Source organism: Octadecabacter sp. B2R22 (assembly GCF_018861045.1).
In the GTDB taxonomy this organism is placed as follows: domain Bacteria; phylum Pseudomonadota; class Alphaproteobacteria; order Rhodobacterales; family Rhodobacteraceae; genus Octadecabacter.
The window spans coordinates 701265-726489 of sequence record NZ_JAHKQJ010000007.1 but is presented as its reverse complement, the minus strand read 5'-3'; the positions used below and the strand labels follow the sequence as shown (position 1 = coordinate 726489).

The window sequence follows — 25225 nt, the reverse complement described above, 5'->3', positions numbered from 1 at the left end:
AGGCAGGCGCGGCTTTCGCGTATCGGCCTTACTGAACAGTTAGAAAGCGATCCCGATGAACTTCCTCGACCTTTGCAAAGTCTACATCCGCTCCGGCAGCGGCGGAGGCGGGTGTATCTCGTTTCGGCGGGAAAAATACATCGAATACGGTGGCCCGAACGGTGGTGACGGTGGCAAAGGCGGTGATGTCATCGTTGAGGCGGTTGATAACCTCAACACGTTGATCGATTTCCGCTATCAGCAGCACTTCTTTGCGAAGAATGGTGAAGCGGGCAAGGGCCAGCAACGCACCGGCGCGGATGGCGATGATATCTTGCTGAAGGTTCCAACCGGAACCGAGATTATGGACGAAGACCAAGAAACGGTCATCGTCGATATGGCGACAACAGGCCAACGGGTCGTGATTGCCAAGGGCGGCAATGGTGGCTGGGGCAACCTGCACTTTAAATCTGCCACCAACCAAGCGCCGCGACGCGCCAACCCGGGCCAAGACGGCATCGATCGCACGATCTGGATGCGACTGAAGCTCATCGCGGATGCTGGTTTGTTGGGTTTGCCCAATGCGGGTAAGTCGACGTTCTTGGCTGCGACATCCAATGCCCGCCCAAAGATTGCCGATTACCCGTTTACCACGCTGGTTCCGAACCTTGGTGTTGTAGGCGTTGACGGCTCTGAATTTGTGGTTGCTGACATTCCAGGCTTGATTGAGGGCGCTTCTGAGGGCAAAGGGCTGGGCGATTTGTTCCTTGGTCACGTCGAACGCTGCTCGGTGTTGCTGCACCTGCTTGACGGCACATCTGGCGATCCGGTTGGCGATTACAAAACCATTATTGGTGAGCTTGAGAACTACGGCGGCCATCTGGCCGATAAGCCGCGCGTGACCGTCTTGAACAAGGTCGATACGTTGGATGCCGAAGAACGCCAATTCATCGTGGATGAGATTAAAGCGGGAACCGGTGTTGATGTCATGTTGATGGCGGGTGCAACCGGTGAAGGCACGGTTGACGTGCTGCGCGCGCTCAAGATCGAGATCGAAGCCGACAAACTGCGCCAGAAGACCCCCGAGGAGCAAGAACCGTGGAAGCCCTAAGCACTGCGAAACGACTGGTCGTTAAGATTGGGTCTGCGCTGCTTGTCGATCAGGATCAGGGGTTACGTACTGATTGGCTTCACGCACTTGCACAAGACGTCGCGGCGATCCGCGCACGTGGGACGGATGTAATACTGGTGTCGTCGGGCTCAATCGCGCTTGGGCGCGGTGTCTTGGGTCTTCCAATGACGGAACTGGCGCTTGAACAAAGCCAAGCAGCAGCGGCCGTTGGCCAAATTCGCCTTGCGCGCGCCTATGAAGAAGCTTTGGCACCGCATGGGATCACAACGGCACAGGTTCTTGTGACGCTTGAGGATTCAGAGGATCGTCGGCGTTACCTTAACAGTCGCGCGACGATGGAGACGCTGTTGTCGCTAGGTGTCACGCCAATTGTGAATGAGAACGACACAGTTGCGACGGATGAAATCCGATATGGCGACAACGACCGTCTGGCGGCGCAGGTCGCTGTTACGGCTGGGGCAGATTGTTTGGTGCTATTGTCGGACGTTGACGGTCTATATGACGACAATCCCCAGATAAACTCCAATGCGCAACACTATGATATTGTGAGTGAAATCACACCTGAGATCGAATCTCAGGCGGGGGATGCTGGGTCCGGTTTGTCCAAAGGTGGGATGAAGACCAAGATCATGGCTGCACGGCTTGCCACGGATGCGGGCTGCACCATGGCAATCACACTAGGAACACCAAATAACCCGCTGAAATTACTAGAAAATGGGGCGCGTGCCACTTGGTTCACGGCGCAAACAAACCCGCAGGCTGCTCGAAAAGGGTGGATCGCAGCAATGAAGCCACACATGCAGGTGACGATTGATGCGGGTGCTGAGGCGGCGTTGAAATCCGGCAAATCACTGTTGCCGATTGGTATTACGGACGTGCAAGGTAGCTGCAAGCGGGGCGATCCTGTCTTGATTATCTCCGCCACGGGCGAACGTTTGGGGCTTGGCTTGTCCCGTTACTCCGGCGCTGAAGCGCAAGCGATCAAAGGATTGCGAAGCCAAGACATTGCTGCGGTTTTAGGATATGAAGGCCGCAGTGTATTTATCCATCGCGACGATATGGTGATCTGATGAAAGACCTCGACAACATTCCCGAACTCATGGCGGACATTGGTGCGCGTGCAAAAGCAGCTGCGCGGGAGCTGGCAATCGCACCGTCTGACGCCAAAACTGCGGCATTAAATGCGGCAGCAGATGCCGTTTGGGCGGCGCGGGCTGATATTATCGCTGCGAACCTACAGGATATGGCGTTTGGTCGCGATAAGGGCCTAAGTGCGGCGATGTTGGACCGCCTGATGCTAAATGAAGACCGCATTCAAGGCATGGTTAACGGATTGCGCAGTGTTGCAGCGCAGGATGATCCAGTCGGCGCAGTGACAGAAGAATGGACGCAGCCCACCGGTTTGAACATTCGACGTGTCCGCACGCCCTTGGGTGTGATCGGTGTGATCTATGAAAGCCGCCCGAACGTAACGGCGGACGCGGGCGCGCTGTGCCTTAAGGCGGGCAACGCCGTTATTTTGCGCGGCGGGTCAGAAAGCTTCCATAGCTCTGGTGCAATTCATGCCGCGTTGCAGGCTGGCCTGCGCAGTGCTGGCTTGCCTGAGGATGCCGTGCAGCTTGTTCCGACACGCGACCGCGCGGCGGTTCGTGAGATGCTCACTATGACGGACACCATCGATGTGATCGTGCCACGGGGTGGCAAGGGACTTGTCGGGTTGGTGCAGCGCGAAGCGCGTGTTCCTGTGTTCGCCCACCTTGAAGGGATCGTGCACATCTACATCGACAAAGATGCGGACGCTGAAAAGGCGCGCGCAGTTGTGATGAACGCCAAAACGCGCCGTACTGGGATTTGTGGTGCTGCTGAATGCTTGTTGGTTCATCGTGATGCGACTGAACTGGGCCAACAGATTGTGGATGATCTTATGGCGTCCGGCGTCGAAGTTCATGCAGCCGGCCTTACAGGCAGCACGGTGGCGACAGAAGATGACTGGGGGATGGAGTTCCTCGACATGAAGATTGCGGCAAAAACCGTTGATAACATTGACGAAGCCATCAATCATATCCAGACATACGGGTCCAATCACACAGATTGTATCATTACGGAAGATACGCAGGCCGTATCGAAATTCTTTGCGGAATTGGACTCGGCCATTTTGATGCACAATGCCTCAACCCAATTCGCCGATGGCGGTGAGTTTGGCATGGGCGCCGAGATTGGCATCGCCACTGGCAAGATGCATGCGCGTGGGCCTGTTGGGGCCGCACAACTGACGAGCTTTAAGTATCTGGTCGTTGGCGACGGCGCTGTTCGCGCCTAAAACGCGATCTTGACCCAATCTGCGCCGTGGCTAAGGCTAAGTTCGCGCCCAGCCTCGGCCGTCATATCCGGCAATAAGCCAAAATGAACTTGTGCGCCGCTTAGCGTGTCAGGCACGGCGTTCTTGCTGAGCGGGACCCAAAGGGCAGGGTCTAGGTTAAGTCGTTCGTGCTGGGCAATAACCGTCCACGTCGTGTCGTCCTTGTCGATCTTGATGTCGCCACCAAGCGGAAGCGCAGTTTCCACACACATGGCCGCGAGCAAAGCCGCGCGGACGTCCAATCGACGAGCGTCTTCGAGGACCATCCATGAATAGCTTAGCCGACCGCCAACCGCGACGTCCTCAAGGGTGCTCAGAACCTCGGCCCGGGCGCAGATTTGATCTGCGGATGCTTCACCAAAGGCGAGGCGGAGGTATTTCAGCCGTGCTGTCGCGCCCGCAACACTATCGACCACCAAATCCATTTCCGGTCCTGTACTCGATCCTGTCAGCTCAAGCAGCTCAATCCCATTGCCGATCGCGCCCAATGGGTTAATGAGGTCGTGACAAATACGGGAGCCCACAAGTGCGTTTAGGTTCAGGGCATTCGGCTTAGTGGTATTCGTAGTGGGCAAAGGAGGCTCCAATTGGATAATGAGCGTTCGATTTTCGAACCGGGGATGATTGTGGCCCATCCAGAAAAGCCAGACTGGGGGCTGGGACAGGTACAATCGTCGGTGAGTGGTAAAGTTACGGTTAATTTCCGTGAGGCCGGAAAGGTGGTTATTGACGAAACCACTGTGACACTGCGGATTGTGTTTGACCATTAGAATACACGTTAAAGATGCGCATTCTTGCATTTTTGCGCCGCAAAGCCGCACTTAGGAACGCACCAGAAGAAAAGGTTGGGAGGCCATGACGGAAACGACACCGGTATTTCAGACCCGCTTGGCGGAGTCTGACGATGACATTCGCGCAGCGCAGGCGTTGCGGTATCGTGTCTTTGTGTCCGAATTGGGCGGGGACGGGCCTTTGGTGGATCATCGGGCTGCGCTGGAACGTGACCGTTTTGATGACTTCGCTGAGCAATTGATCCTGCTCGATGTTGCGCGTCCTGTTAGGGAACAGGTCGTTGGCGTCTATCGGTTTATGGATGAATGTGCTGCAAAGGCGGCGGGACAGTTTTATTCGGAAAATGAATACGATCTGACGCCGCTTAAAGTTTCTGGACGATCACTATTGGAAATGGGCCGGTCCTGTCTCCATCCAGATTACCGAGGCGGAGCAGCCATGGTCCATCTGTGGCAAGGGTTGGCTCAGGTCGTACAGGCCAAAGGGGCCGAAATCTTGTTCGGGGTTGCCAGTTTTCATGGACAGGACGTTCAGGCACTTGCCCAGCCGTTGTCTTTATTGGCGCGCGATCACCTTGCTCCAGACGATTTACGGGTCAGGGCGTCACCTTATCAGAGCATGCAGCTTGCGGCCGAGATTGATCGCGTCGGTGCGATGAAACAAGTGCCTGCCTTGATCAAGGCCTATCTGCGGTTGGGTGGGTTTGTCGGGGATGGCGTATTTATTGACCGCCAATTTAACACAACAGATGTCTGTCTCGTATTAGATGTGGCACGAATGAATGCGCGCCAATCCGCGATTTACGGGGTTCGACCTGAAAGGGGCCGTTTATGACGTGGGAGTCTGATCACACATCACCAAACAGCCCCATTACTTTGGCAGGCTGGGCCCGTGTTGTTCTGCGCGGCTTGGCCGTTGGAACTTTGACCTTTGGCGGGCTGATGATTTTACTTTTACTGCGATTGGTTGAAAGACCCTTGTTTGGGCAAGGGCGCCCCGTGACACCGTTTATCACGCAGTTCGTTTGCCGATGTGCATTCTGGTTTTTGGGTATCCGTTACCGTCGTATCGGTGCGCCGATGACGGGTGCGGGGGCTGTGGTTGCCAATCATTCGTCATGGTTGGACATCTTTGCGCTGAACGCCGCAAAGCGCATTTATTTCGTAAGCAAAGCTGAAGTCGCGGGTTGGCCAGGGATTGGCTGGCTGGCACGTGCGACGGGCACTGTTTTTATTGCGCGGGATCGTCGTCAAGCGGCCAGTCAAGTAGACGTCTTTCGCACACGACTTAGCCACGGTCATAAGCTGTTGTTTTTTCCTGAAGGCACATCCACCGACGGGTTACAGGTCCTGCCGTTCAAACCGACGTTGTTTGCTGCGTTTTATGACGACGCCTTGCGCGACACCTTGTCGATCCAGCCTGTGACGGTGGTGTATCAAGCGCCCGACGGCGAAGATGCGCGGCTTTATGGGTGGTGGGGTGACATGGATTTTGGCCCGCATTTACTGCACACCTTAGCACAATCCCCTCAAGGGGCTGTCACGGTCGTCTATCATGATCCCGTCAGGGTCGCCGATTTCGAGAATCGAAAAGCCCTAGCGGCGTACCTCGAAGAACGGGTACGTGGTGGTTTAGCTGATCATCGCCACAGCATAGGCGCTTAGGGCTGCAGACGGATCATCAGCGCCCCAGATCTCGTCGCCGATGCCGAAAAAGTCGGTGTGTGGCGCGAGCGTTTTTATAAGCGCATCGTCGAGCATGCCTTCGGCAACGACGGGGACTTCGATCATCATGGACCACCACTGGAACAGTTCCAGTTCAGCCTGACGACCATCGCCAAGCGAAGACGCACCAACAGGGCCAAAGCTGATGTAGTCCGCACCCAGTTCACCAGCGGTCATGCCGTCATGACGTGAATTGCCACAAAAGCTTCCGACAATCGCATCGACGCCAAGATCATCGCGGACCTTTTTGACAGAACGCGCACCATCCGTGAGGTGCACACCGTCCAGACCAAGGCGGTCCACCATCAAAACATGCGTATCGATAACCAAGGCCACATCGCGCTCATGGGTCACGACGCGCAATGCATCGGCCGCCTTGGCGATACGGGCTTCGTCCGTTGTTGACAGTGCAAGGCGTACGCAAGCAATTTCGGTCGTATCAAGGCACCGTGCGAGCATGTCTGGAAAGGTCGATAGTTCGAATTCAGACGGTGTGATGAGGTAGATTTGCGGCTGATCAGGTTGGTCGGTCATAGAGAAGTCCTTAAACGTTGCGCCCGCTATAGCGGTCATGTTGCGCATTGAATAGGGGTGGGTTACTTCGACGACGAATTTGGAGAAACCTGATGCCTACAGACGCCCCCCAGCCAAGCTTTGTTCTGATCCGCCCCCAAATGGGCGAGAACATCGGCGCAGCCGCCCGTGCGATGTGGAACTTTGGGCTGGACCGGATGCGCATTGTTGCCCCGCGTGACGGCTGGCCGAACCCCGCCGCAGATGCGCTGGCCAGTGGTGCAGGGCGGTTGCTGGACGAAGCAGAAGTGGCGCCTGACGTCGCAAGCGGCATTGCCGACCGAACTTATGTCTACGCCACAACGGCGCGCCCACGCGAGCTGACAAAGCCCGTGTTTTCACCTGAAGCGGCGATGAAAGACGCGGCTGATCGGATCGCACGCGGTGAGAAAGTCGCCGTGATGTTCGGGCCTGAACGCTCAGGCATGGAAAACGCGGATATCGCCCATGCCAATGCTATTATAACGGTACCTGTGAACCCAGAATTTCCGTCCCTCAACCTTGCGCAATGCGTGCTGTTGGTGGGCTATGAATGGCGCCGCGCGAGCGAGGCGATCGTTGACGTCGTCCTACAAGGGCAAACGATCGAGACCGCCGATCAGCGCGATATCGAGGCTTTGGCGCGTCACTATGAGGATCGCCTTGAGGAGGCGGGATTCTTTTATCCCGACCACAAAGCCGAGAATATGAAGGTGAACCTGCGCAATCTTTGGAGCCGGATGCCGCTGACGCGGGCGGATGCGCAGATGTTGCATGGGGTGCTGCGCCAATTGCTGCGTGGTAAAAGCTGAGAGAGTTGAATGATCAGACGATCAGCGCCTGCGGCGGGCGGGGTAAGGGGGCCGGCCCCCGTCCTTCGGACTCCCCCGAGGTATATTCGAAACAAAGGCAAAATTAGAGGTTTGGGCGCGGCTTTGAAGTGGCAATGGGTTGCTCAATGAGTAGGTGATGCCTAGGTTTCGCGTAAGACAGATTTTGAGGTGACAAGATGGCAGTCAAGCCGCGCAGTATTTTTGAAGAGGTCAGCGACGTTCAAAAGCCCGTTGCCGCCCCAGGTGGGATTGACGGCAAGGGCAAAGGCGCGCGTGGCGGTATTCGGGTCTGGTTGATGATCCTGTTTGCGATGGTTGTCGCGATGATTGCCGTTGGGGGGCTGACACGGCTGACCGACAGTGGGCTGTCTATTACGGAGTGGGCGCCGATTTCTGGATCCGTGCCGCCGATGAGTGCTGAAGCTTGGGACGCCGAATTTGAGGCCTATAAGCTGATCCCCGAATACACCGAACAGAACGCAGGCATGAGCCTGAGTGAATTCAAGGGAATTTACTGGTGGGAATGGGGGCATCGCCAGCTGGGACGTGTCATCGGTTTGGTTTGGGCCGTCGGGTTTCTTTGGTTCTTTGTACGCCGCCAAATCCCGGTCGGTTGGACTGGGCGTTTGGTTTTGATTGGTGCTTTGGGCGGTCTTCAAGGAGCGATTGGCTGGTGGATGGTGCATTCCGGCCTACAAGCGGGGATGCTTGATGTGGCCTCATATCGTTTGGCCACACATTTAGGATTGGCCTTTGTGATCCTAGGGTTCATCGCGTGGTATGTGTTCTTACTCGGCCGTCGTGAGGCGGACTTAATGCAGGCGCGGCGCAGTGGTGAGGCCAAGCTGTTTTCAATGTCCACAGGGCTGATGCATTTCGCATTCTTGCAAATCTTGCTTGGTGCTTTGGTGGCTGGGATTGATGCGGGGCGTGCTTTCCCGACGTGGCCTTTGATGGGGGATGGATTTTTCCCACCAGAGCCGTTCCAGATTACTCCGATTTGGCGCAACTTCTTTGAGGATGCGGGGCTGGTTCAGTTTATCCACCGCATGTCCGGCTATCTGTTGCTGACGTTTGGCGTTGTGGTTTGGCTGCGCGGGCGCAAGTCCGCCAATGGCCAAACGCGATTTGCCGTTAACATGGTGTTTGCCGTTTTGCTGATCCAAATGGTGATCGGCATTGCCACTGCACTTTATTCAGCACCGGTTCACATCGCTATTGTTCACCAGTTTACAGCGATCCTGCTTTGGGTCGCGATATTGCGGGCGCGTTATCTGGCGCGTTATCCGCTTCCCCAATCCATCAAAGGAACCTGATCTATGACCGCTTATGAAGACCTCATGGCCATGCAGCGCGAAACCGAGGCCCTGTCACAGGTCGCCGGACGTCTGGGTTGGGATCAAGAAACCATGATGCCGCGCGATGCGGCCCCCCAACGCGGTGTGGAGATGGCCGCGATGGAATCTGTTCTCCATGCGCGGCGCACGGATAGTCGGGTTGCGGACCTGCTGGCACAAGCTGAGGCGAGCTCGGACGTGGAAACCGCACAGCTGCGCCACATCCAACGTTCTTTCGATCGCGCAAGCAAGGTTCCAGCCAAGCTGGCCTCAGAGATTGCACGGGTGACATCCGAGTCCCAAGGCAAATGGGCCGAAGCGCGCGAAGCCGATGATTTCGAAGCCTTTGCGCCTGTGCTCAAAGAGGTTGTTGCGCTCAAACGCGAAGAGGGTGCTGCACTCTCCGCAGGCGGTGATGTTTATGACGCGATGTTGGATGACTACGAACCCGGCGCGACGGCGGCCGAGCTGGGGGCGATGTTTGATGCCTTACGGCCCCGTTTGGTGGATTTGCGGGCAGCCGTTTTAGACGCACCTGCGCCGCCAGCCTTGCAGGGCAAGTTCGACGAAAGCGCGCAAATGAAACTCAGCCGTCAGATCGCTAAGACCTTTGGCTATGACATGGCAAAAGGGCGCGTTGATAAGGCGGTGCATCCATTTTCCAGCGGGTCCGGGTTGGATGTACGGATCACCACGCGGACCAGTGAAACCGACCCGTTCAATTGCATCTATTCCACGATCCACGAAGTCGGCCATGCGTGTTATGAACAAAACATCGACGCCGAATACCTTCTGACACCCTTGGGAAATGGCGTGTCGATGGGAGTGCATGAAAGCCAAAGCCGGATTTATGAAAATCAGATCGGACGTGGGCGCGCGTTTACCGGATGGCTTTATGGGCAAATGCGCGATGCCTTTGGGGACTTTGGCATTGACGGTGAGGATGCGTTTTACGGCTGCGTGAACCGCGTTGAAAACGGGTTTATTCGCACCGAAGCAGACGAGGTTCAGTATAACCTGCACGTCTTGCTGCGCTTTGATCTGGAACGCGCCTTGATTGCCGGCGACATCGAGGTCGAAGACCTTGAGGCGGCGTGGAACGAACGCTTCGAGGCTGATTTTGGCTATCCCGTAGACAAAGCCAGCAATGGCGTGTTGCAAGATGTCCATTGGTCCGTCGGGCTGTTTGGCTATTTCCCGACCTATTCATTGGGTAACGTCTATGCAGGCTGTCTGAACGAAGCGATGCGCAAGGCGGTACCGGATGTTGATCTGGCGCTCGCACGGGGCGAAACCCAATACGCCACGGGTTGGTTGCGCGACAATGTGCAGACCCATGGCGGGTTGTTCAAGCCGCGCGGAGTGATCGCGAATGCTTGTGAGTTTGAGCCGAGCGAAGCGCCGCTTCTGACCTACCTTGAGGACAAGTTCCGCGGGATTTACGGGCTCTAGGACCAGTCGGGTTTGCGTTTCTCCAAGAAGGCAGTGATGCCTTCGTTGGTTTGCGCCTCGAGCATATTTTCGACCATCTTAGCGCCCGTGTAGGCGTAAGCGTCGGCAGTGTTCATCTGCGCTTGTTCGTAAAAGGCCTGCTTGCCGGTTTTGACGGCCACGGGCAGTTTTGATGCGATGGTCAGGGCAAGGGCGCGGGCCTCTTGGGCCAGATCAGCCTCGGGCACAGCACGGTTGATCAGGCCGAGGGTCTGAGCCTCAGCCGCATCAATCAGGCGGCCCGTTGTCAGCAGCTCGAACGCGGCTTTGCGGCCAAGGTTGCGGGTCAGCGCGACCATGGGGGTTGAGCAAAAAAGCCCGATGTTCACGCCATTGACGCCAAAGCGGCATGTCTCGGCGGCAACGGCCAGATCACAGCTGGCAACCAATTGGCAGCCTGCGGCGACAGCAACGCCATGGGTTTGGGCAATCACAGGCTGCGGCAGTTTCTGGAGCGTCTTCATCATCGTGGCGCATCGATCAAACAGATCACCGAGGGCCGCAGCACCTGCGTCCTCGGCTTGGCGGGCGGCTTGCATTTCTTTGAGGTTGTGGCCCGCGCAGAACGCTTTGCCTGCGCCGGACAAAATCACGACGCGCGTGTCGCGATCATCCATCAAGCCGTCAAATTCATCCTGCAGCGCTGCGATCATCCCGTCAGACAGGGCGTTCAAACGTTCTGGCATGGTCATTTCGATGTGGGCAATGCCGTCTGCATCGGTACGGTTCAAATGGGGCATCTTGTGTCCTTCTAAATTCTAGGCAAGCTTAGGACAGAGGGCAGGGGGAATGCTATGGAAATCAAGATGGATAAGGCCGCGTTACAGGCTTTTCTAGAAACGGACTTTGCACAGGTCGCGGATCAATTTGGATTTGTTGAGGTCGCACCGCCGTTTTTAACGATGGAACTGATCGCGTCGGATCAGCATTTACGACCAGGAGGCACGGTGTCCGGCCCAACGATGTTCGGGCTGGCCGATGTTTGCGCCTATTTTTGCATCCTGTCCGTGATCGGCCCTGTGGGTCTGGCGGTGACGACCAATTGTTCCATTGATTTTATGCGCAAGCCACAGGCAGGACGATTGCTGTGCCGCATGGAACTGTTGAAACTCGGGCGGGCATTGGCTGTTTGTGAAGGGCGCATTTACAGCGAAGGGGCGCAGGATAAACCTGTCGCGCGCGCGTCTTTGACCTATTCGATACCACCCAACAAGTAGCACGCAAAAAAAGGGCCAGCGCAATGACGTGCAACTGGCCCAAGTCAGGAAGTTCTATAAAATCAGTCTTGCCAGAAGGGTTTCACCCCTTCGCGCCGCGCAGAAATCGGGTCAACGCCGATGTCACGCAGCAGATGCGGTTCAAGGCGCGTCAGGTGTTTGCGTGAGCGTTGGCGGGCATCCCATTTCGTCACCATAACCGCGATCGTCACTGCGACGCGGGCCACAAACGGAAGGCTGTGGGCGGCGTTGAGGTACTGGATCTGGGTCGCATTGGTGGAAAGTGACATGGGGATGCTCCTTTGTGTCACGGGGTTGATTGTATCAATACAATTTGGCATTGTGCCGTAAGAAATAGATACAATGCGCAAGCACGGCGGTAAATGAAATGATTGTACCCGATACAACTTGGTCGCCAGACCTGAGCACCGCTGGCCGGTCCAAATACAAAGCCCTTGCCGAAGCGATCCGTGAAGGGATCGTGTCAGGACAACTTACAGCGGGCACAAAACTGCCCCCAGTGCGCGAGTTGGCCTATCAGATCGGGGTAACACCGGGCACCGTGGCGCGCGCCTATTCCATGATGACGGACGAGGGACGTTTGATCGCCGAAATCGGCCGAGGAACCTTTGTTGCAGGGCGGACCAAAGCTGAACCCGTCGCGGACGTGCCTTTGATCAACACGGTCGATGAAACGATCGCGGATTTCCGCAGCAGCCGCGTGCCGGATGTGGGGCAGGGTTTGCTGATTGATGCTGCTCTGATGAAGATCGCACAGTCGCACCGGCGCAGACATATTAACTACCCAACCCAAGAGACCGACCTTGAGGCCCGCGAAGCCGTCGTTGGCTGGCTGTCGAGCGTTGATATGGGAAGCGTGGACGCGGATCATATCGTCTTGGCCAATGGCGCGCAGAATGCATGTATCATGGCATTGCTGAGCGAACTGAGCGGCGCAACGCCTGTGATCCTGACCGAAGACCTTGCCTATCCCGGTGTGCGCCATGCTGCGCGACTGTTAAGGGCAAAGGTCGTCGGTGTGGCGATGGACGAACACGGGATTATCCCCGAAGCCCTTGCGGCGGCCTATCGCGAACACGGTGGGCAGGTGCTGGTGACTGCGCCTGAGGTCCACAGCCCGACAACAATCAAGACGCCACTTGAACGCAAACAACAGATCGCAGAGGTCGCGCGGGCGTTGAATATTGTCATTATCGATGATGATTGCCACTCCACCGTAAAATCCGACGTGCCCAGCTACCGCGCGATTTTACCCGAACAGACTTATTACGTGTCCTCGCTAACAAAATCCGTGACGGGCGCTTTGCGGTTCGGCTTTGCGGTTGCCCCCACAGGGCGGGGCGCTTTGCTGCGGCAAGTCGCACAAAGTGCCCATTATGGCGTGTCCCAGCCGGTTGTTGATCTGTGTTGCGCCCTGATCAAATCCGGGGACGCCGCAAAGATACGGGCTGACGTGGCTGAGGCGATCGCGCAACGGGTGCGTTATGCGGTGAATATGCTTGGGCGGTGGGACATCAAATGGCGCGAAGATGCACCTTTCATTTACTTGCAATTGCCGACAGGGTGGCGTGCATCCAGTTTTATGGCAGCCTGTGAAGTGCGGGGGATTCTGGTAAAACCAGCGGATGAGTTCGCGCTGCCAAATGATCGCGCCCCAAATGCGGTGCGCCTTGCGATCGGGACATGTGTATCCGAGAAACGTTTTATGACTGCGATGGCGGAAATCGATGCGATGTTGGGCAATCCAGAGAGTCGGATCGATAATTGATGGGGTAAAATAATACCGTTTTAGCAAGCCATTGAAAACACTTACTTAAAGGTGTCGCAAGGCACTTGACCGTATATCCAACCCAGCTATAACCCCCCAATCGAATGTCGGGCCGGCCCCAAATACGGGGTGCGGTCCTTTCACTTAGGAAAAACCGATGAAAACTTTCTCTGCTACACCAGCGGACATCGACAAGAAATGGATCCTGATCGACGCTGAAGGCGTTGTTCTGGGCCGTCTTGCTTCGATTATCGCTATGCGGTTGCGCGGCAAACACAAGCCGTCCTTCACGCCACACATGGACATGGGCGACAACGTCATTGTTATCAACGCTGAAAAGATCCAGCTGACAGGTAACAAGCGTGAAAAGCCTAACTACTGGCACACTGGCACTGTTGGCGGCATCAAGTCCCGCACAACTGGTGAGATCCTTGAGGGTGCACACCCCGAGCGTGTTGTTATGCAGGCCGTTAAGCGCATGCTTCCAGGCAACCGTTTGTCCCGCGTTCAGATGACACACCTGCGTGTGTTCGCTGGCGAAGAGCACGGCATGGACGCGCAAAAACCTGAAGTTCTGGACGTTAAGGCCATGAACAAGAAAAACACGAGGACTGCGTAATGGCCGATCAAGTGAATTCCCTCGAAGAGTTGGGCCAAGTTGCTGAAGGCATCGAAACTGTCGAAGCTGCAGCACCGTCCACAATCGCTATTCAGCGTGAAGTCGTCAAAGACGAACTCGGCCGTTCTTATGCCACTGGTAAGCGTAAAGACGCGGTTGCCCGCGTTTGGATCAAGCCGGGTTCCGGCAAGGTTATCGTAAACGGTCGCGACCAGTCCGTATACTTTGCACGTCCGGTTTTGCAGATGATCCTGCGCCAGCCGTTCGAAGTTGCAGGCGTTGACGGTCAGTTCGACGTTATGGCGACAGTCAAAGGCGGCGGCCTGTCTGGTCAAGCTGGTGCGGTTAAGCACGGCATCTCCAAGGCGCTGCAGTTGTTCGACCCATCCTTGCGCGCAGCTTTGAAAGCTGCTGGCTTCATCACACGCGACAGCCGTGTTGTTGAACGTAAGAAGTACGGTAAGGCGAAAGCCCGTAAGAGCTTCCAGTTCTCCAAGCGTTAAGCTTTGGAACCACACATTGGAAAAGGGCGCACCGTTTGGTGCGCCCTTTTTCGTTGAGTGGTGTAAGCATCCGGTGCTGCTCGTCTGTCTCAGGTCACTCGTCGGCGATAGACCTGAGACCCTGAATAGCAAAAGCCCCGCAGGGATTGCACCTCTGTAAAAACAGAGGGTGCGATTAAGATGCGCGACGACGCATCAAGCCAAGCCCACCGAGAGCAGCCAGCAGCATCCACGCTGCAGCCGGAAGCGGAACCGCGGAAACTTGAGACGCGGGCAAAGTCCCGTCAAAAACTCCGGTCGTTCCATAGGGCCGCAATTCAACCCGTTGATCTAGATTGTAGGCTACCAATGTGCCGTCCATCCCGCCGGACCCCAAGGTCACATCTGCAAAAGGTGACAGGACGGAAAATCCGAACGTAGCGTTGATCTGAAGGGTTGAGGCCTCAAAGAAATTGAACAACACGGAGCTGTCGTCTTGGTTGAAGTTACCGGACAGCGTTATGTCATCGCCAGCAAGGTTTAGAATTGTGGTCACACCGCTGTCGAGGCTCAGGTTTGCCAAGTTGCCACCGGAAAGAAACGCCATGGTTGCCGCAGCATCCAGGTTAATGATGGCAATGTCTTCCAGCTCATCTGTGCCACCGGCGCCGCTTGTCAACGACTTCAGGTTCGGATCACTGGCATCTACGCTCGCGCCAGCCGTATCGCCGTACATCGAAAGCGCGTCGGACAGCTCAGTCATCGCCGCCGCAACGTCATTGACAGCGATGGTCGTTCCGGTGGTCAGTCTTGCGTTTGAAGCAGACGAAACATTCCCAGAGACTGTGCCGCCAACTACGATGTCGCCTTGGCCGCCGTCATTTAAACCGTTCGTGATGTTGCCACCTACAATTAACGCGCCCGAAACGTCGCCAACGGTTCCATCCGCGAGGCCACGGTTGTTTACATAAAATCCAGAGTTGGCGATCAGATCGCCACCCACAAAAAGCGTGCCTTCAACGTGGTTTACCGTGGACGTCAAGTCATTCAGGACGATGCCGTTAAAACCGCTAAGCAGTTCTAGCGGGTCCAAAGTAGCGGCTTGGGCGACTGGCGCTGCGCAAACCAAAGCGGCGGTTACATACTTTTTAATCATTATGGGCTCTCACATACTTTGAGGTTCAGTAACAAATTCTTATCATGACCCTTAAAGAGCCTTCGCTGTTAGTCGAAAGGGGAACTCCGCCAAAAATGGCTCACTTTCAGTTGTATTATGAAAATACGTAGCGTCAACTTACCCTCCAAAGTAGAATCTAGCGTCCAATTTCGGGGTAGAATTGTATTGAGATCGTCATTCTCGATCTCGGGTTATTGGGCCAAACAGGGCATTAGTGAGTTGGACTGCTTTTCCTAATTCGTCCCAAAACCAGCGTTCGTTAAGCGGGTTTCCAGAAGCCGACATACGGCGTGTAATGCGAAATGGTGCTTTGTCCCGCAGGCCGGACACTGCCGCGCGGGTCGTGGCCTTATTCGTCTGGCTTTACCAACCCAAGGCCGCGCAAATAAACCCCGATACCAGATTCCAGTAAATCTTCGGGGGGGAACGGTGATTTCGTTCCCGGGGATCCACGAGCAAACAGTTCAACCACGCCGTGGCTCATGGCCCAGATATGGGCGCTGAACATCTGGGGAGGAGGGCGTTTTTCCTCGGGGATATGCATGGACAGCTCAACCGCGGCCTTTTCAAGCACGCCCATGGCGCGGGTCGCGGCATCGTTAAGCTCTGGTGTGCGTTGGATCGAAATGCCAGATTCAAACATCGCGACGTAGTGACCCGGATATTTTCGCGCAAAGGCGAGGTAGGCGCGACCAGTTGCCTCAAAGCTGGCGAGTGCCGACGGTTGGCCCTTGTCGTAGGCGTATTCCATGAGGTCGCCAAAAATGACGTAGCCTTGTCGCGCGGCTTCGGCGATCATGTCTTCGCGGCCATCGAAATGACGATAGACGGCCGCCGGCGTCACGCCAGCTTCGCGTGCGGCTTCTGAAAGGGTAAACCCTGTCGGGCCCTTTTCTTCGATCAGGCGTAAAGCCCCATCGACAAGCGCTCGTTTCAGATCGCCATGGTGATAGCCGCGTTTAGCCACCCGCGTTCTCCGCCATGATGTCGGGTCCGCCGGTGACCCTTTGATCGACCACCCCAAGGGCTTTGGCGTCTTTTCCCGTGTAGTCCAACTGGGACAGAACGGCGCGAATAGCGTTGACGCGCGCACGGCGTTTGTCGGCGCTTAGCACCGCAATCCACGGCGTGTCATCGGTGTGGGTTTTGGACAGTGTTTCCTTAATGGCGGCCGTGTATTCATCCCATTTTTTGAGACCCTCAACGTCGATCCAGCTTAGTTTCCAATGCTTTAGAGGATCACCTTCGCGTTCCATGAACCGTTGAAGTTGGGCGGCGCGATCAACATTCAGCCAGATTTTGAAAACCTTGATGCCTTCATCTACCAACATCTGTTCAAACGGATTGACCTGTTCGAACCACTTGTCACGCTGCGCGTCCGAACAGAACCCAAAAACCTTTTCTACGACACCGCGGTTGTACCAAGATCGATCAAAGAACACGATTTCGCCCGCAGTCGGAAGGTGTTGGATGTATCGCTGAAAATACCACTGGCCGGCTTCTGCGTCCGTGGGTTTGGATAGGGCAACGACGCGCGCGCCCCGCGGGTTAAGGTTTTCGCGGAACCGTTTGATTGTGCCGCCTTTGCCTGCGGCATCGCGGCCTTCAAACACGATTGCGATCCGTTGGCCTGTTTCCTTGGCCCAACGCTGCATCTTCACCAATTCAATCTGAAGCGCGGCGAGCGCTTCTTCATATTCGGACCGTTTCCATTTCTTGTCATACGGGAAATCCGTGGCAAGGATTTCTCCCTTTTTCACGCCTTCGATTTCCGCGCGAACATCGGCGGGCGCATCTTCGCGAAAGTAGCGGCTGATTTCGCCGTCAAAGGGCAGGTCGGTCATGGTTTGGCCTCGTGTTTCAATGAGTTGCGCCACTATGGGGATGTGCGCGGCTTAGCGCAATCCAACTTGCGTGGCGATCCTGTCGATTGCGGCTTCGACGAGTTCTGGATGAGCGTGGTGCGGCATGTGACCAACTCCGTCCAGAACAGTCAGGTTCGCGTGCGGCACGGCCTTACTGAGCGGAATGGAGTGGATGTCGAGCGGCACAGTGGCGTCTAGATCACCGTGCAAAATTTCGAGCGGGCGGGTGAATTCACTGGCGTAACGGGCCGCCATATCCACAATATGGGGGCGCAGCGTTGTGACCTGACGCGCGTTGGTGCGCAAATTGGTCGGCCGAATGGTAAGCGGCGCGCCGATATGATCGACGTAGCCGTCTGGAACTGGCTGGGGCGCGAAAACGTTGGCGATGGAGGTTTCTATCTGTTGGGCACTCGCGTAGGCCGAAATCATCGGCGGCAATACGGCGCAGCCCCAGATGGATGCATTCACCGTGTAGAACGGGCCCAGATCACCTGGCCACGGGTGGCTTGGCGCCGCAAGGTTCACAACGCCCGCAATGGCGTCGGGATGGTTCAGACCCCACGCCAATGCAACAGAACCACCAAAGGAATGCCCAAGTACGATAGGCCTGTGTGCGCCAAGGGCCGCCGCAGCAGCTTGAAGCATTTCAGCCTGTTCAGCGGGGCTTTCGGCGGTCGTATTGAACACACCATCATAGGTATCAGACGTGCGATCTGTGTACCCCAAACCGGGGCGATCGAAGATGATGACACGGTAACGATCCGTCAATCGATCCATGAAATCAAAGGTAAATTCACGGGTGTTTCCACCAGCACCATGAAGCAGAACAACATCAGGACCTACACCGCGAACAACCGCGTGGACCTTGCGGTCGCCCACGTCAATAAACTGCCCTTCAGGAGGGTAGTCTTGTTCTGCGGTGTCCTTGCGTGCGTTGACTTGGCTGTTCGTCACGGCGGCGACACCGGCGACGGCAGCAAGAGACAGTGTAGCAATCAGGTTTATGGCCACGATGATGTCCTGCGTTATGTTTCTCTTATTAACATAAGTGCGGGACGTCAAAACGCAAACCTCGTCGGTCAAGTTTTACCTATTCCGTAACGTCGTCTGTGTTTGTGCGCAGGTCAGTGGTCTTCAGGCCGATTTCGTCGACATTGTAAGGCGTTGTCAGATAAATCTCTGAAATCCAGTTGCCATAAAGCAGGTGCGCATGGCTGCGCCATGTGTTCGGCGGCGATTTTGTCGGATCATCGCCCGGGAAGTAGTTCACCGGAAGCTGGATCTCTGCGCCTTCGACTTGGTTGCTTTCAAGATCGCGTCGATACTCCTGAGCCAACGTGTCGCTGTCATATTCAAAGTGGTTAAAGACATAGATCGCGCGATGTTCTGGGTCCTCGACCAAGGCGGGACCGACTTCGTTGGAATGCAGCAGAATGGGCAGGCCAGCGGCCTCGATTTCTTCTTTGCGCATCTCGGTCCAGCGGCTGACCGGCATAGACATTTCGTCAGAAAATCCTCTGAGATAAGGGCTTTGCGGGTCGAAGTTCATGTGCCGATACAAGCCAAACAGCTTTTCATCGAGAACATGTTTACGCACCCCATGAAAGTGGTTGATCATCGCCATACCACCCCAACACACCCCAAAAGTGGAATGTACATTGGTCTGGGTCCAATCCATAATTTCCGACAGCTCATTCCAATAGGTCACATCCTCAAAGTCGAGGTGTTCAATCGGGGCACCTGTAATGATCAGCCCATCGAACTTCTGGTCCTTTACCTCTTGGAAGGTGCGGTAGAATTCGGTCATGTGGTCAGCGGCCGTGTTGCGGGCCTGATGTTCGCTCATCCGGATAAGGGTCAACTCGATCTGCAGAGGCGTTGCGCCCATAAGCCGAGCGAACTGATTTTCCGTCTGAATTTTCTTTGGCATCAGGTTCAAGATACCAATCCTAAGGGGCCGAATGTCTTGGTGATCGGCAGCAGACCGTCCCATCACCATTACACCTTCGCGCGAAAGCACGTCATAGGCGGGCAGGGATCGGGGAAGGCGGATGGGCATTGGATTAAACCTGTATTGGAGTTCGTAAGGAAATAGACAGCTTAGCTGCGCATCTCAAGGGCGTGAGCGAGCCCCTGAGCGATCACTTTCGTGAAATCAGCCTCATCGCGCACGGTGGCCATATCAGAGGCCTGCACAGTAACACCCCAGTTCTTAGCCATGGCGGCGTAGCGCGGTTGGCGATGGGCAAGGGCGCGTGCATAGGTCCAGCGGATGAACGTATCAGGATCAACCGCATTCGAGTTCTGGTCGTGAACCTTCAAGAATTCAGCCCAAGTTTCCATCAGGAACGTGGGGTCATATGCCATCGGTTTTGGCGCTTTGTCGAACCGTTCGATCAGGTCGGCTGTGTGGTCTTCACTACCTTCAATCCAGACCATAAGGCTTTGAGAAGACAGTTCTTTTAGCAACGGATCGTCGGGATTTTCTGCGTCAACCCATTCGCAAATCGACCCGCCTGTATCACAAACAAAGTTCTTATAGCCATAAAGAGCCTTCGAGCGTTCCATGAAATACCCAGTATCCTGCAGCGCGGAAATTTCAGCGCGCTGGAACTGATCCTGACGACGGCGATATTCTGACATTGGCAAGCCACCCTTGGCCGGATCGCCGGGTTTTCCGAGATAGGTGCTGACGGTGCTTAGATCATCAAAAGAGATATTGGAGCCGATATAGATGCTGTCAGACATCAACAATTCGCGCAGAAACGGAACCTTCATCGCCTCTGCCTTGGCATTATCGGCAATGAATTCACCCATGTAGCGGGTGCCAATGCGGTAATCGACAGAATAGTGAAACCAATCACCCGTATCGCGCAACATGTTGGAGACATGGGTTTTTCCCAGTCCAGACATTGCGAAAATCAGCACGCGCTTTTGCGCGGCGTCGGTCCATTCAGAGGCGGAATTATACAACATGGGCTAGGGGTAGCGCGAGACGCGCAAGGGGGCAATAAAAAAGCCCCGACCGGTTCTGGGTCAGGGCTTTGATGTGTTGTTTTTGGTTATCTTAGAAAGACATGCCGATCTTGAGACCAACCGCGAGGGCAGAGTTGTCAGCGAAGACGCCTCCAACACCGCTTGTCGTTGCGTCACCTACGTCAACATAGCGAACACCGCCGGAGAGCTCGACACCGCTGTCCATGGTGTAAGCACCGCCGATTTGGTAGCTGATATAACCGTCTGTCGGCCCAAGCTCACCAGTCGCATCACCTGTAGACGCTTCGTAACCGATGGCGAATGAGGCTGCGAAATTGTCTGTGAAGCGGCGGCCAACACCAATGTTGTAGGTGATCACGTCATCATCATAAGACAGAATGGAACCGGAACCCGTTGGGTTGTTGCTGTCAACCAACGCAAAACCATCCCATGCGACATAACGAATAGAGCCGAACAACAAAGTATCGGCTGCAATGCCCGTTTGGAAATCGAGGTTTACGCTCTCAGGAAGGGTGGTTGTCAGCGTTGTGCCCGCGGAAAAGTCGCCTTCAAGCTCCAGATCAATCTCACTGGAGTAGGTCAGTGCAATGCGAAGTGCGATATCGTCGCGTTCATATGCACCACCAACGACATAACCTACGCCGCCATCCGTATCGTACCCGGATTGATACCCAGCGAGGTTGAACTCATAGTTGCCGCTTGCTTGAACATAACGCAAACCGCCGTGGACACTGTATTTCTCGTTAATCTCATAACGTATCAACCCAGTAACGCCATCTGACTCAACTGACGCTGCAGATGTGCCCAGAATATATGTGCTGCCTGTATCATAGTCGACGGCTGCACCAAATGGTTGGTCGTAAATCAAAGCCAATGAAACCTGATCGTTCACCTGCGTTTTGTAGGCCGCACCGAGTTGAGTGTAGCTTGGGGCGATGTTGCCGGTATCACCACCGATACCAGTGCCATCCAACGTCGGGTTCACAGACCCAAAGCTCAGCTCTGCATAGTCACCATCTTCGAAAATCACTCCAATACCTTGGCCGGAGCGGTCAAGACCGCCTGCGGTTGCGATGCTGGTCGTCAAAAGCAGGGCAGCGCCTGCAGTTACAAACTGTTTCATTTTTCCCATTTTTCCCTAATACCAAAACTGTGCAGTCTTGGATGTTTCCTCACCCTCAGCTTAGTTAGGGCGCTACGTTTTGGTCAATGAATTTGATCGTTTGACGCTGCGTCCCATTTTACTGTTCGGCTTCAGTGTGATGTTTTTGTGACCCTGCTTTTGACCATGAAATGTTAAGATAGTTTGCACCAAAGATCACAGCCGCGCCGATAAACACCCATATGTCCAAGGGCTCGTCATATATTAGTGCCGCAACAATCGCGATTACGGGCAGACGGGCAAAATCGATCGGCATCACGATCCCGGCTGGGGCTAAAGACAGGGCGGTTGTCAGGCAGAAATGCGCGCTTAGTCCAGCCAGGCCGATCAAGATAACCCAAGGGAGCGCGGACACCGACGGCAGCGTTATCTGCCCATCATAGCCCGCCGCGATCAACCCAAAGACGGCTTGGGTGACCGTAAGCCAAAACAAAATACAGGTGATCGTTTGGGTTCGCGTCAGTTTACGCGTGAGAAGGGCGGTGATCGCGAACCCGATTGCAGCGCTCGCCGCCGCGATGGTTGCGGGGGACAGTGGCGTGCCGATGGGCCGCGTTACGATCATAACACCGACAAAACCAATCGCTGCGGCCAGCAGGCCAATGGACGTAATCCGTTCCCGCAACAGCAGTGGCGCGAGGAGGATCACCCAAATTGGCGTGGTGAATTCCAACGCAAAGACCTGTGCCAGCGGCAACAGAGGCAAGGCATAAAACCACAGGTTTTGGCCCGTGAAATGCGCCAGATTGCGAACGCCATGCAGCGCCAGTTGCTGGGTGTTGATTTGACGGTAAGCCCCCGACACTCCCGCCAACGTCACGACGACAATTACACCGACAAGAGACCGGAACAGCATAATCTCGAAGGTGTCCAGCTCGTGACTGATTTCGCGGCCAGCAATGGCCATGGATGTAAAGGCGACGATAGCACCGATCATCCAAAGGGCCGCGCGTACTGTGTCTGACATAGGGGTCGTCCTTGGTGTTGCACCTTGCTGTCAGCTTGTGCGCTGTGGTGCAACTATTTGTTATCGCACGGCGCTAGTTAGATTGGTCCTGACAACATCCCACCAGCATCAATGGTGTTTCACCACGTTGGGTCAAAACCGTGATCCCGAACGATCCATCACATTGTTCTGGCGTTATGATCGCAATCGCACTGTCACCACGTCCTATCAGTGTCAGGGCCACAGGCCACTGCGCATCACGAGGTCGCGTTTGCAAAGGGATGTCCATGTTGGAGGTGAAGAGATAGCTAAACTCTGCCGTGTCCTGATCGATCTTTAGGGACCATTCATCGTCTGGCCCGGCACAGATCATTGGAGTCGGGAGGTCCTGCGCCGCGGCGGGCAGGGCGATGGCACAAACAAGAATGGATAATACACGCATAATGTGAGGCTATCGCGTCTCTTCAGTGAAGCCAATCCAATGGCTTATGCGGCGATATCGAATAGGCTGTCGCCCGCAGACCATTAAACCAGATCGCAATGCTTTCGCGAAACAGGATGTTCCAGTTGACCGAGCCCGTTATCGGATCGCGCCGCACGTCTTCTGATTTCACCAAGGCGACCGACACATCCGATTGATTCAGTTCCCACGACGCCCAGTGGAAAGACGCCCATGACCTCGGCAGATGGAAGGCTTCTGTGACGACGATTAAGCTACGTGCCTCTGGGATAAGGCCCAATGAAAACAACGCATTCTGCAGCGTTGATTGTGCACGGCCTTCTTCGACAACGGCACTGACGGGAAGACCAAGCCCGACGGCATAACGCCCCATCTGACCACCGGCGGTGACCCCTTCGGGTGTTGCAGTGCCTCCCGTAAATAAAATCACGGGGGCGAGGCCGGCCTCATAGAGCTGCACACAGCGTTCAATGCGGGTCAAAACAGGTGCACCCAAGGTGCCATTGGATGACATGCCACCGCCCAAACAGACAATCGCGTCCGCCTGTTTTAAATCCGCCATGTCAGATTTTGGCCAAAGAAAAGTCCACGCAAGCATCGCCGCCGTCATTAAGACATAAGCAGCGACACTCCATTTCAGAACCCGAAGACCTAGGCGGGTTATTCCCACTCAATCGTGCCCGGAGGTTTGGACGTGATGTCGTAGGTGACGCGATTGATCCCCGGCACTTCGTTGATGATCCGCGTGGCGGTTTCGCCCAAGAATTCATGGGTGAACGGGTAATAATCCGCCGTCATGCCGTCCACTGACGTCACCGCGCGCAAGGCACAGGCGAAATCATATGTCCGACCATCGCCCATCACACCAACGGTGCGCACAGGCAGGATTGCAACGAAGGCTTGCCAGATTTCATCATAAAGACCGTGCTTGCGGATCTGGTCGATATAGACGGCATCCGCTTCGCGCAGAATGTCGAGCTTTTCACGCGTAATCTCACCGGGGCACCGGATCGCAAGACCCGGACCAGGGAAGGGGTGACGCCCAATAAAGGATGCAGGCAGGCCAAGTTCATGGCCCAACACGCGGACTTCGTCTTTGAACAGTTCACGAAGGGGTTCGACCAGTTTCAGGCCCATCTTTTCAGGGAGGCCGCCAACATTGTGGTGGGACTTGATTGTGACGGACGGGCCGCCAGAGAACGACACCGATTCAATGACATCAGGATAAAGCGTCCCTTGGGCTAGGAATTCAGCACCGTCGATTTCATTGGCGTATTTCTGGAACACGTCGATGAACAGCTTGCCGATGATCTTACGCTTGGTTTCTGGGTCGGATTGCCCTTCAAGTTCACCAAGGAACAGGTCTGCCTCATCCGCGTGGATGACTTTCAGGTTCATGTTGTCACGGAACATCGCAACAACGTCCGCACCTTCATCAAGGCGCAGCAATCCATGATCAACAAAGACACATGTCAGCTGATCGCCAATTGCTTCGTGCAGCAGGGCCGCCGTAACGGATGAATCCACACCGCCGGACAAGCCACAGATGACCTGTTTGTCGCCAACCTGTTCACGGATGCGCGCAATCGCGTCATCCTTGTAGCCCGCCATGGTCCAGTCGCCAGAAAACCCAGCCAAGCGGACGAAGTTTTCGTACAATGTGGACCCGTTCGGAGTGTGGTGCACTTCGGGGTGGAACTGAACGGCATAAAAATTACGCTCAAGATCGGCGGTGATGGCGTATGGCGCGTTGGGTGATGTGCCGTAAACCTCAAAACCGGGGGCGAGTTTGGCAACGTGGTCGCCATGGCTCATCCAAACTTGTTCCTTTTTCTCAAGGAACCAACCCGCCAGCAAATCAATGCGTTCATCTGTCGGGGTCACGTAGGCGCGACCAAATTCAGCCGTGCCGCCGCCGCCCGTATTCTTGCCACCGTGCACTTCGCCGCCAAGCTGCTGCATCATGGTCTGTTGACCGTAGCAAATGCCCAGAACAGGAATGCCCATGCTCCAAAGGCTTTCGGGGGCCCTTGGGCTGCCTTCGCGGGTGACAGAATCCGGACCACCAGACAGGATCACCGCCTTTGGCGCTATCTGTGCCAGAACGTCATCGGTGACCTTCTGGTAGGGGTGAATTTCACAATAGACGTTTTGTTCACGCAAGCGGCGCGCAATCAGCTGCGTCACTTGGCTACCAAAGTCGATGATAAGAAGGCGGTCGTGTTCGATTATATCCATGATGCGTCGTAAAACGCGAGCGGCGCGGACGCAAGGATTCGGGGTGTCGAAAATCGACAGGTAGAATGTCG

Annotated in this window: 28 protein-coding genes; 13 read left to right on the top strand and 15 right to left on the bottom strand. The window is 55.5% G+C overall.

Annotated elements, in window-relative coordinates:
• The first annotated feature begins 55 nt into the window (after positions 1-55).
• From obgE to KO486_RS09025, 3 genes are read left to right on the top strand one after another with little or no spacing between them, the layout of a single operon-like run.
• Positions 56-1090: a GTPase ObgE gene (gene obgE, locus KO486_RS09035; RefSeq protein ID WP_216036903.1), complete on the top strand. Its 1035-nt coding sequence runs from the start codon at positions 56-58 to the stop codon at positions 1088-1090.
• Positions 1078-2181 carry a glutamate 5-kinase gene (proB, locus tag KO486_RS09030; protein WP_216036902.1) on the top strand — a complete coding sequence of 368 codons (1104 nt, stop codon included), beginning with the start codon at positions 1078-1080 and terminating at the stop codon, positions 2179-2181. Before obgE ends, proB begins: the two co-directional genes overlap by 13 nt.
• Positions 2181-3431, top strand: a complete 1251-nt coding sequence (locus tag KO486_RS09025) for a glutamate-5-semialdehyde dehydrogenase (RefSeq protein ID WP_216036901.1) — start codon at positions 2181-2183, stop codon at positions 3429-3431. Before proB ends, KO486_RS09025 begins: the two co-directional genes overlap by 1 nt.
• On the opposite strand, the gene KO486_RS09020 is transcribed toward KO486_RS09025, so the two are convergent.
• Entirely contained in the window at positions 3428-4045 is a 618-nt protein-coding gene (locus tag KO486_RS09020; RefSeq protein ID WP_252734630.1) for a histidine phosphotransferase family protein, read from the bottom strand. The two genes, KO486_RS09025 and KO486_RS09020, sit on opposite strands and share 4 nt — an antisense overlap.
• A gap of 12 nt (positions 4046-4057) precedes the next feature.
• Between KO486_RS09020 and KO486_RS09015 the strand changes: the two genes are divergently transcribed.
• From KO486_RS09015 to KO486_RS09005, 3 genes are all read left to right on the top strand, one after another.
• Positions 4058-4240 (top strand): DUF3553 domain-containing protein, encoded by a 183-nt coding sequence (locus tag KO486_RS09015; protein WP_216036899.1) that lies wholly within the window; start codon positions 4058-4060, stop codon positions 4238-4240.
• 85 nt (positions 4241-4325) lie between these two features.
• On the top strand, positions 4326-5096 hold the full coding sequence (locus KO486_RS09010) for a GNAT family N-acyltransferase (RefSeq protein ID WP_216036898.1): 771 nt from the start codon (positions 4326-4328) through the stop codon (positions 5094-5096).
• Positions 5093-5926 carry a lysophospholipid acyltransferase family protein gene (locus tag KO486_RS09005; protein WP_216036897.1) on the top strand — a complete coding sequence of 278 codons (834 nt, stop codon included), beginning with the start codon at positions 5093-5095 and terminating at the stop codon, positions 5924-5926. The genes KO486_RS09010 and KO486_RS09005 overlap by 4 nt, the downstream gene beginning before the upstream one ends.
• On the opposite strand, the gene KO486_RS09000 is transcribed toward KO486_RS09005, so the two are convergent.
• Positions 5894-6520, bottom strand: a complete 627-nt coding sequence (locus KO486_RS09000) for a thiamine phosphate synthase (protein WP_216036896.1) — start codon at positions 6518-6520, stop codon at positions 5894-5896. The genes KO486_RS09005 and KO486_RS09000 overlap by 33 nt on opposite strands.
• Before the next feature lie 92 nt (positions 6521-6612).
• On the opposite strand from KO486_RS09000, the gene KO486_RS08995 reads away from it, so the two are divergent.
• The 3 genes from KO486_RS08995 (at position 6613) to KO486_RS08985 (ending at position 10160) form a co-directional block, all read left to right on the top strand.
• Positions 6613-7350 (top strand): RNA methyltransferase, encoded by a 738-nt coding sequence (locus KO486_RS08995; RefSeq protein WP_216036895.1) that lies wholly within the window; start codon positions 6613-6615, stop codon positions 7348-7350.
• Between the two features lie 197 nt (positions 7351-7547).
• Positions 7548-8687, top strand: a complete 1140-nt coding sequence (ctaA, locus tag KO486_RS08990; RefSeq protein ID WP_216036894.1) for a heme A synthase — start codon at positions 7548-7550, stop codon at positions 8685-8687.
• Positions 8688-8690: 3 nt separating this feature from the next.
• The gene (locus tag KO486_RS08985) at positions 8691-10160 is read left to right on the top strand and encodes a carboxypeptidase M32 (RefSeq protein WP_216036893.1); all 1470 of its coding nucleotides are present in this window, start codon (positions 8691-8693) and stop codon (positions 10158-10160) included.
• On the opposite strand, the gene KO486_RS08980 is transcribed toward KO486_RS08985, so the two are convergent.
• Positions 10157-10939 (bottom strand): enoyl-CoA hydratase, encoded by a 783-nt coding sequence (locus KO486_RS08980; protein WP_216036892.1) that lies wholly within the window; start codon positions 10937-10939, stop codon positions 10157-10159. The genes KO486_RS08985 and KO486_RS08980 overlap by 4 nt on opposite strands.
• Before the next feature lie 54 nt (positions 10940-10993).
• Between KO486_RS08980 and KO486_RS08975 the strand changes: the two genes are divergently transcribed.
• Positions 10994-11416, top strand: a complete 423-nt coding sequence (locus KO486_RS08975; RefSeq protein WP_216036891.1) for a PaaI family thioesterase — start codon at positions 10994-10996, stop codon at positions 11414-11416.
• Between the two features lie 62 nt (positions 11417-11478).
• Here KO486_RS08975 and KO486_RS08970 read toward each other — a convergent pair whose 3' ends face one another.
• Positions 11479-11706: a DUF1127 domain-containing protein gene (locus KO486_RS08970; RefSeq protein WP_216036890.1), complete on the bottom strand. Its 228-nt coding sequence runs from the start codon at positions 11704-11706 to the stop codon at positions 11479-11481.
• Positions 11707-11804: 98 nt separating this feature from the next.
• Between KO486_RS08970 and KO486_RS08965 the strand changes: the two genes are divergently transcribed.
• The 3 genes from KO486_RS08965 (at position 11805) to rpsI (ending at position 14327) form a co-directional block, all read left to right on the top strand.
• Positions 11805-13205 (top strand): PLP-dependent aminotransferase family protein, encoded by a 1401-nt coding sequence (locus KO486_RS08965; RefSeq protein WP_216036889.1) that lies wholly within the window; start codon positions 11805-11807, stop codon positions 13203-13205.
• Between the two features lie 157 nt (positions 13206-13362).
• The gene (gene rplM, locus KO486_RS08960) at positions 13363-13824 is read left to right on the top strand and encodes a 50S ribosomal protein L13 (RefSeq protein ID WP_216036888.1); all 462 of its coding nucleotides are present in this window, start codon (positions 13363-13365) and stop codon (positions 13822-13824) included.
• The gene (gene rpsI, locus KO486_RS08955) at positions 13824-14327 is read left to right on the top strand and encodes a 30S ribosomal protein S9 (RefSeq protein ID WP_216036887.1); all 504 of its coding nucleotides are present in this window, start codon (positions 13824-13826) and stop codon (positions 14325-14327) included. The genes rplM and rpsI overlap by 1 nt, the downstream gene beginning before the upstream one ends.
• Before the next feature lie 175 nt (positions 14328-14502).
• On the opposite strand, the gene KO486_RS08950 is transcribed toward rpsI, so the two are convergent.
• From KO486_RS08950 to guaA, 11 genes are all read right to left on the bottom strand, one after another.
• On the bottom strand, positions 14503-15462 hold the full coding sequence (locus KO486_RS08950; protein ID WP_216037552.1) for a choice-of-anchor A family protein: 960 nt from the start codon (positions 15460-15462) through the stop codon (positions 14503-14505).
• Positions 15463-15832: 370 nt separating this feature from the next.
• Positions 15833-16450, bottom strand: coding sequence for a TetR/AcrR family transcriptional regulator (locus tag KO486_RS08945; RefSeq protein ID WP_216036886.1), 618 nt, complete (start codon positions 16448-16450; stop codon positions 15833-15835).
• Positions 16443-17327, bottom strand: coding sequence for a polyphosphate kinase 2 (gene ppk2 / locus KO486_RS08940; RefSeq protein ID WP_216036885.1), 885 nt, complete (start codon positions 17325-17327; stop codon positions 16443-16445). The genes KO486_RS08945 and ppk2 overlap by 8 nt, the downstream gene beginning before the upstream one ends.
• A 51-nt stretch (positions 17328-17378) precedes the next feature.
• On the bottom strand, positions 17379-18362 hold the full coding sequence (locus KO486_RS08935; protein WP_216036884.1) for an alpha/beta hydrolase: 984 nt from the start codon (positions 18360-18362) through the stop codon (positions 17379-17381).
• A gap of 79 nt (positions 18363-18441) precedes the next feature.
• Positions 18442-19410 carry a homoserine O-succinyltransferase gene (gene metA / locus KO486_RS08930; RefSeq protein WP_216036883.1) on the bottom strand — a complete coding sequence of 323 codons (969 nt, stop codon included), beginning with the start codon at positions 19408-19410 and terminating at the stop codon, positions 18442-18444.
• 41 nt (positions 19411-19451) lie between these two features.
• Positions 19452-20327 (bottom strand): ATPase, encoded by an 876-nt coding sequence (locus tag KO486_RS08925; RefSeq protein ID WP_216036882.1) that lies wholly within the window; start codon positions 20325-20327, stop codon positions 19452-19454.
• A 91-nt stretch (positions 20328-20418) separates the two neighbouring features.
• Complete coding sequence (locus tag KO486_RS08920; RefSeq protein ID WP_216036881.1) at positions 20419-21471, bottom strand: outer membrane protein transport protein; 1053 nt, start codon at positions 21469-21471, stop codon at positions 20419-20421.
• Positions 21472-21589: 118 nt separating this feature from the next.
• Positions 21590-22477 carry a DMT family transporter gene (locus KO486_RS08915; RefSeq protein WP_216036880.1) on the bottom strand — a complete coding sequence of 296 codons (888 nt, stop codon included), beginning with the start codon at positions 22475-22477 and terminating at the stop codon, positions 21590-21592.
• A 73-nt stretch (positions 22478-22550) separates the two neighbouring features.
• Positions 22551-22898 carry a hypothetical protein gene (locus tag KO486_RS08910; protein ID WP_216036879.1) on the bottom strand — a complete coding sequence of 116 codons (348 nt, stop codon included), beginning with the start codon at positions 22896-22898 and terminating at the stop codon, positions 22551-22553.
• Between the two features lie 22 nt (positions 22899-22920).
• A complete protein-coding gene (locus tag KO486_RS08905; RefSeq protein ID WP_252734629.1) occupies positions 22921-23478 on the bottom strand; it encodes a YdcF family protein in 558 nt (185 codons plus the stop codon).
• A gap of 98 nt (positions 23479-23576) precedes the next feature.
• Positions 23577-25154 carry a glutamine-hydrolyzing GMP synthase gene (gene guaA / locus KO486_RS08900; RefSeq protein WP_216036878.1) on the bottom strand — a complete coding sequence of 526 codons (1578 nt, stop codon included), beginning with the start codon at positions 25152-25154 and terminating at the stop codon, positions 23577-23579.
• Between the last annotated feature and the right edge of the window lie 71 nt (positions 25155-25225).

Coding starts and splice junctions, on each gene's coding strand:
- KO486_RS09005 (WP_216036897.1), top strand. CDS start 5,093: ATGACGTGGGAGTCTGATCACACATCACCAAACAGCCCCATTACTTTG.
- KO486_RS08905 (WP_252734629.1), bottom strand. CDS start 23,478: ATGGCGGATTTAAAACAGGCGGACGCGATTGTCTGTTTGGGCGGTGGC.
- KO486_RS08920 (WP_216036881.1), bottom strand. CDS start 21,471: ATGAAACAGTTTGTAACTGCAGGCGCTGCCCTGCTTTTGACGACCAGC.
- ppk2 (WP_216036885.1), bottom strand. CDS start 17,327: ATGACCGACCTGCCCTTTGACGGCGAAATCAGCCGCTACTTTCGCGAA.
- KO486_RS09000 (WP_216036896.1), bottom strand. CDS start 6,520: ATGACCGACCAACCTGATCAGCCGCAAATCTACCTCATCACACCGTCT.
- KO486_RS09010 (WP_216036898.1), top strand. CDS start 4,326: ATGACGGAAACGACACCGGTATTTCAGACCCGCTTGGCGGAGTCTGAC.
- rplM (WP_216036888.1), top strand. CDS start 13,363: ATGAAAACTTTCTCTGCTACACCAGCGGACATCGACAAGAAATGGATC.
- rpsI (WP_216036887.1), top strand. CDS start 13,824: ATGGCCGATCAAGTGAATTCCCTCGAAGAGTTGGGCCAAGTTGCTGAA.
- KO486_RS08970 (WP_216036890.1), bottom strand. CDS start 11,706: ATGTCACTTTCCACCAATGCGACCCAGATCCAGTACCTCAACGCCGCC.
- KO486_RS08950 (WP_216037552.1), bottom strand. CDS start 15,462: ATGATTAAAAAGTATGTAACCGCCGCTTTGGTTTGCGCAGCGCCAGTC.
- metA (WP_216036883.1), bottom strand. CDS start 19,410: ATGCCCATCCGCCTTCCCCGATCCCTGCCCGCCTATGACGTGCTTTCG.
- guaA (WP_216036878.1), bottom strand. CDS start 25,154: ATGGATATAATCGAACACGACCGCCTTCTTATCATCGACTTTGGTAGC.
- KO486_RS08985 (WP_216036893.1), top strand. CDS start 8,691: ATGACCGCTTATGAAGACCTCATGGCCATGCAGCGCGAAACCGAGGCC.
- KO486_RS08980 (WP_216036892.1), bottom strand. CDS start 10,939: ATGCCCCATTTGAACCGTACCGATGCAGACGGCATTGCCCACATCGAA.
- KO486_RS09025 (WP_216036901.1), top strand. CDS start 2,181: ATGAAAGACCTCGACAACATTCCCGAACTCATGGCGGACATTGGTGCG.
- obgE (WP_216036903.1), top strand. CDS start 56: ATGAACTTCCTCGACCTTTGCAAAGTCTACATCCGCTCCGGCAGCGGC.
- KO486_RS08975 (WP_216036891.1), top strand. CDS start 10,994: ATGGAAATCAAGATGGATAAGGCCGCGTTACAGGCTTTTCTAGAAACG.
- KO486_RS08965 (WP_216036889.1), top strand. CDS start 11,805: ATGATTGTACCCGATACAACTTGGTCGCCAGACCTGAGCACCGCTGGC.
- KO486_RS08925 (WP_216036882.1), bottom strand. CDS start 20,327: ATGTTGTATAATTCCGCCTCTGAATGGACCGACGCCGCGCAAAAGCGC.
- ctaA (WP_216036894.1), top strand. CDS start 7,548: ATGGCAGTCAAGCCGCGCAGTATTTTTGAAGAGGTCAGCGACGTTCAA.
- KO486_RS08995 (WP_216036895.1), top strand. CDS start 6,613: ATGCCTACAGACGCCCCCCAGCCAAGCTTTGTTCTGATCCGCCCCCAA.
- KO486_RS08915 (WP_216036880.1), bottom strand. CDS start 22,477: ATGTCAGACACAGTACGCGCGGCCCTTTGGATGATCGGTGCTATCGTC.
- KO486_RS08910 (WP_216036879.1), bottom strand. CDS start 22,898: ATGCGTGTATTATCCATTCTTGTTTGTGCCATCGCCCTGCCCGCCGCG.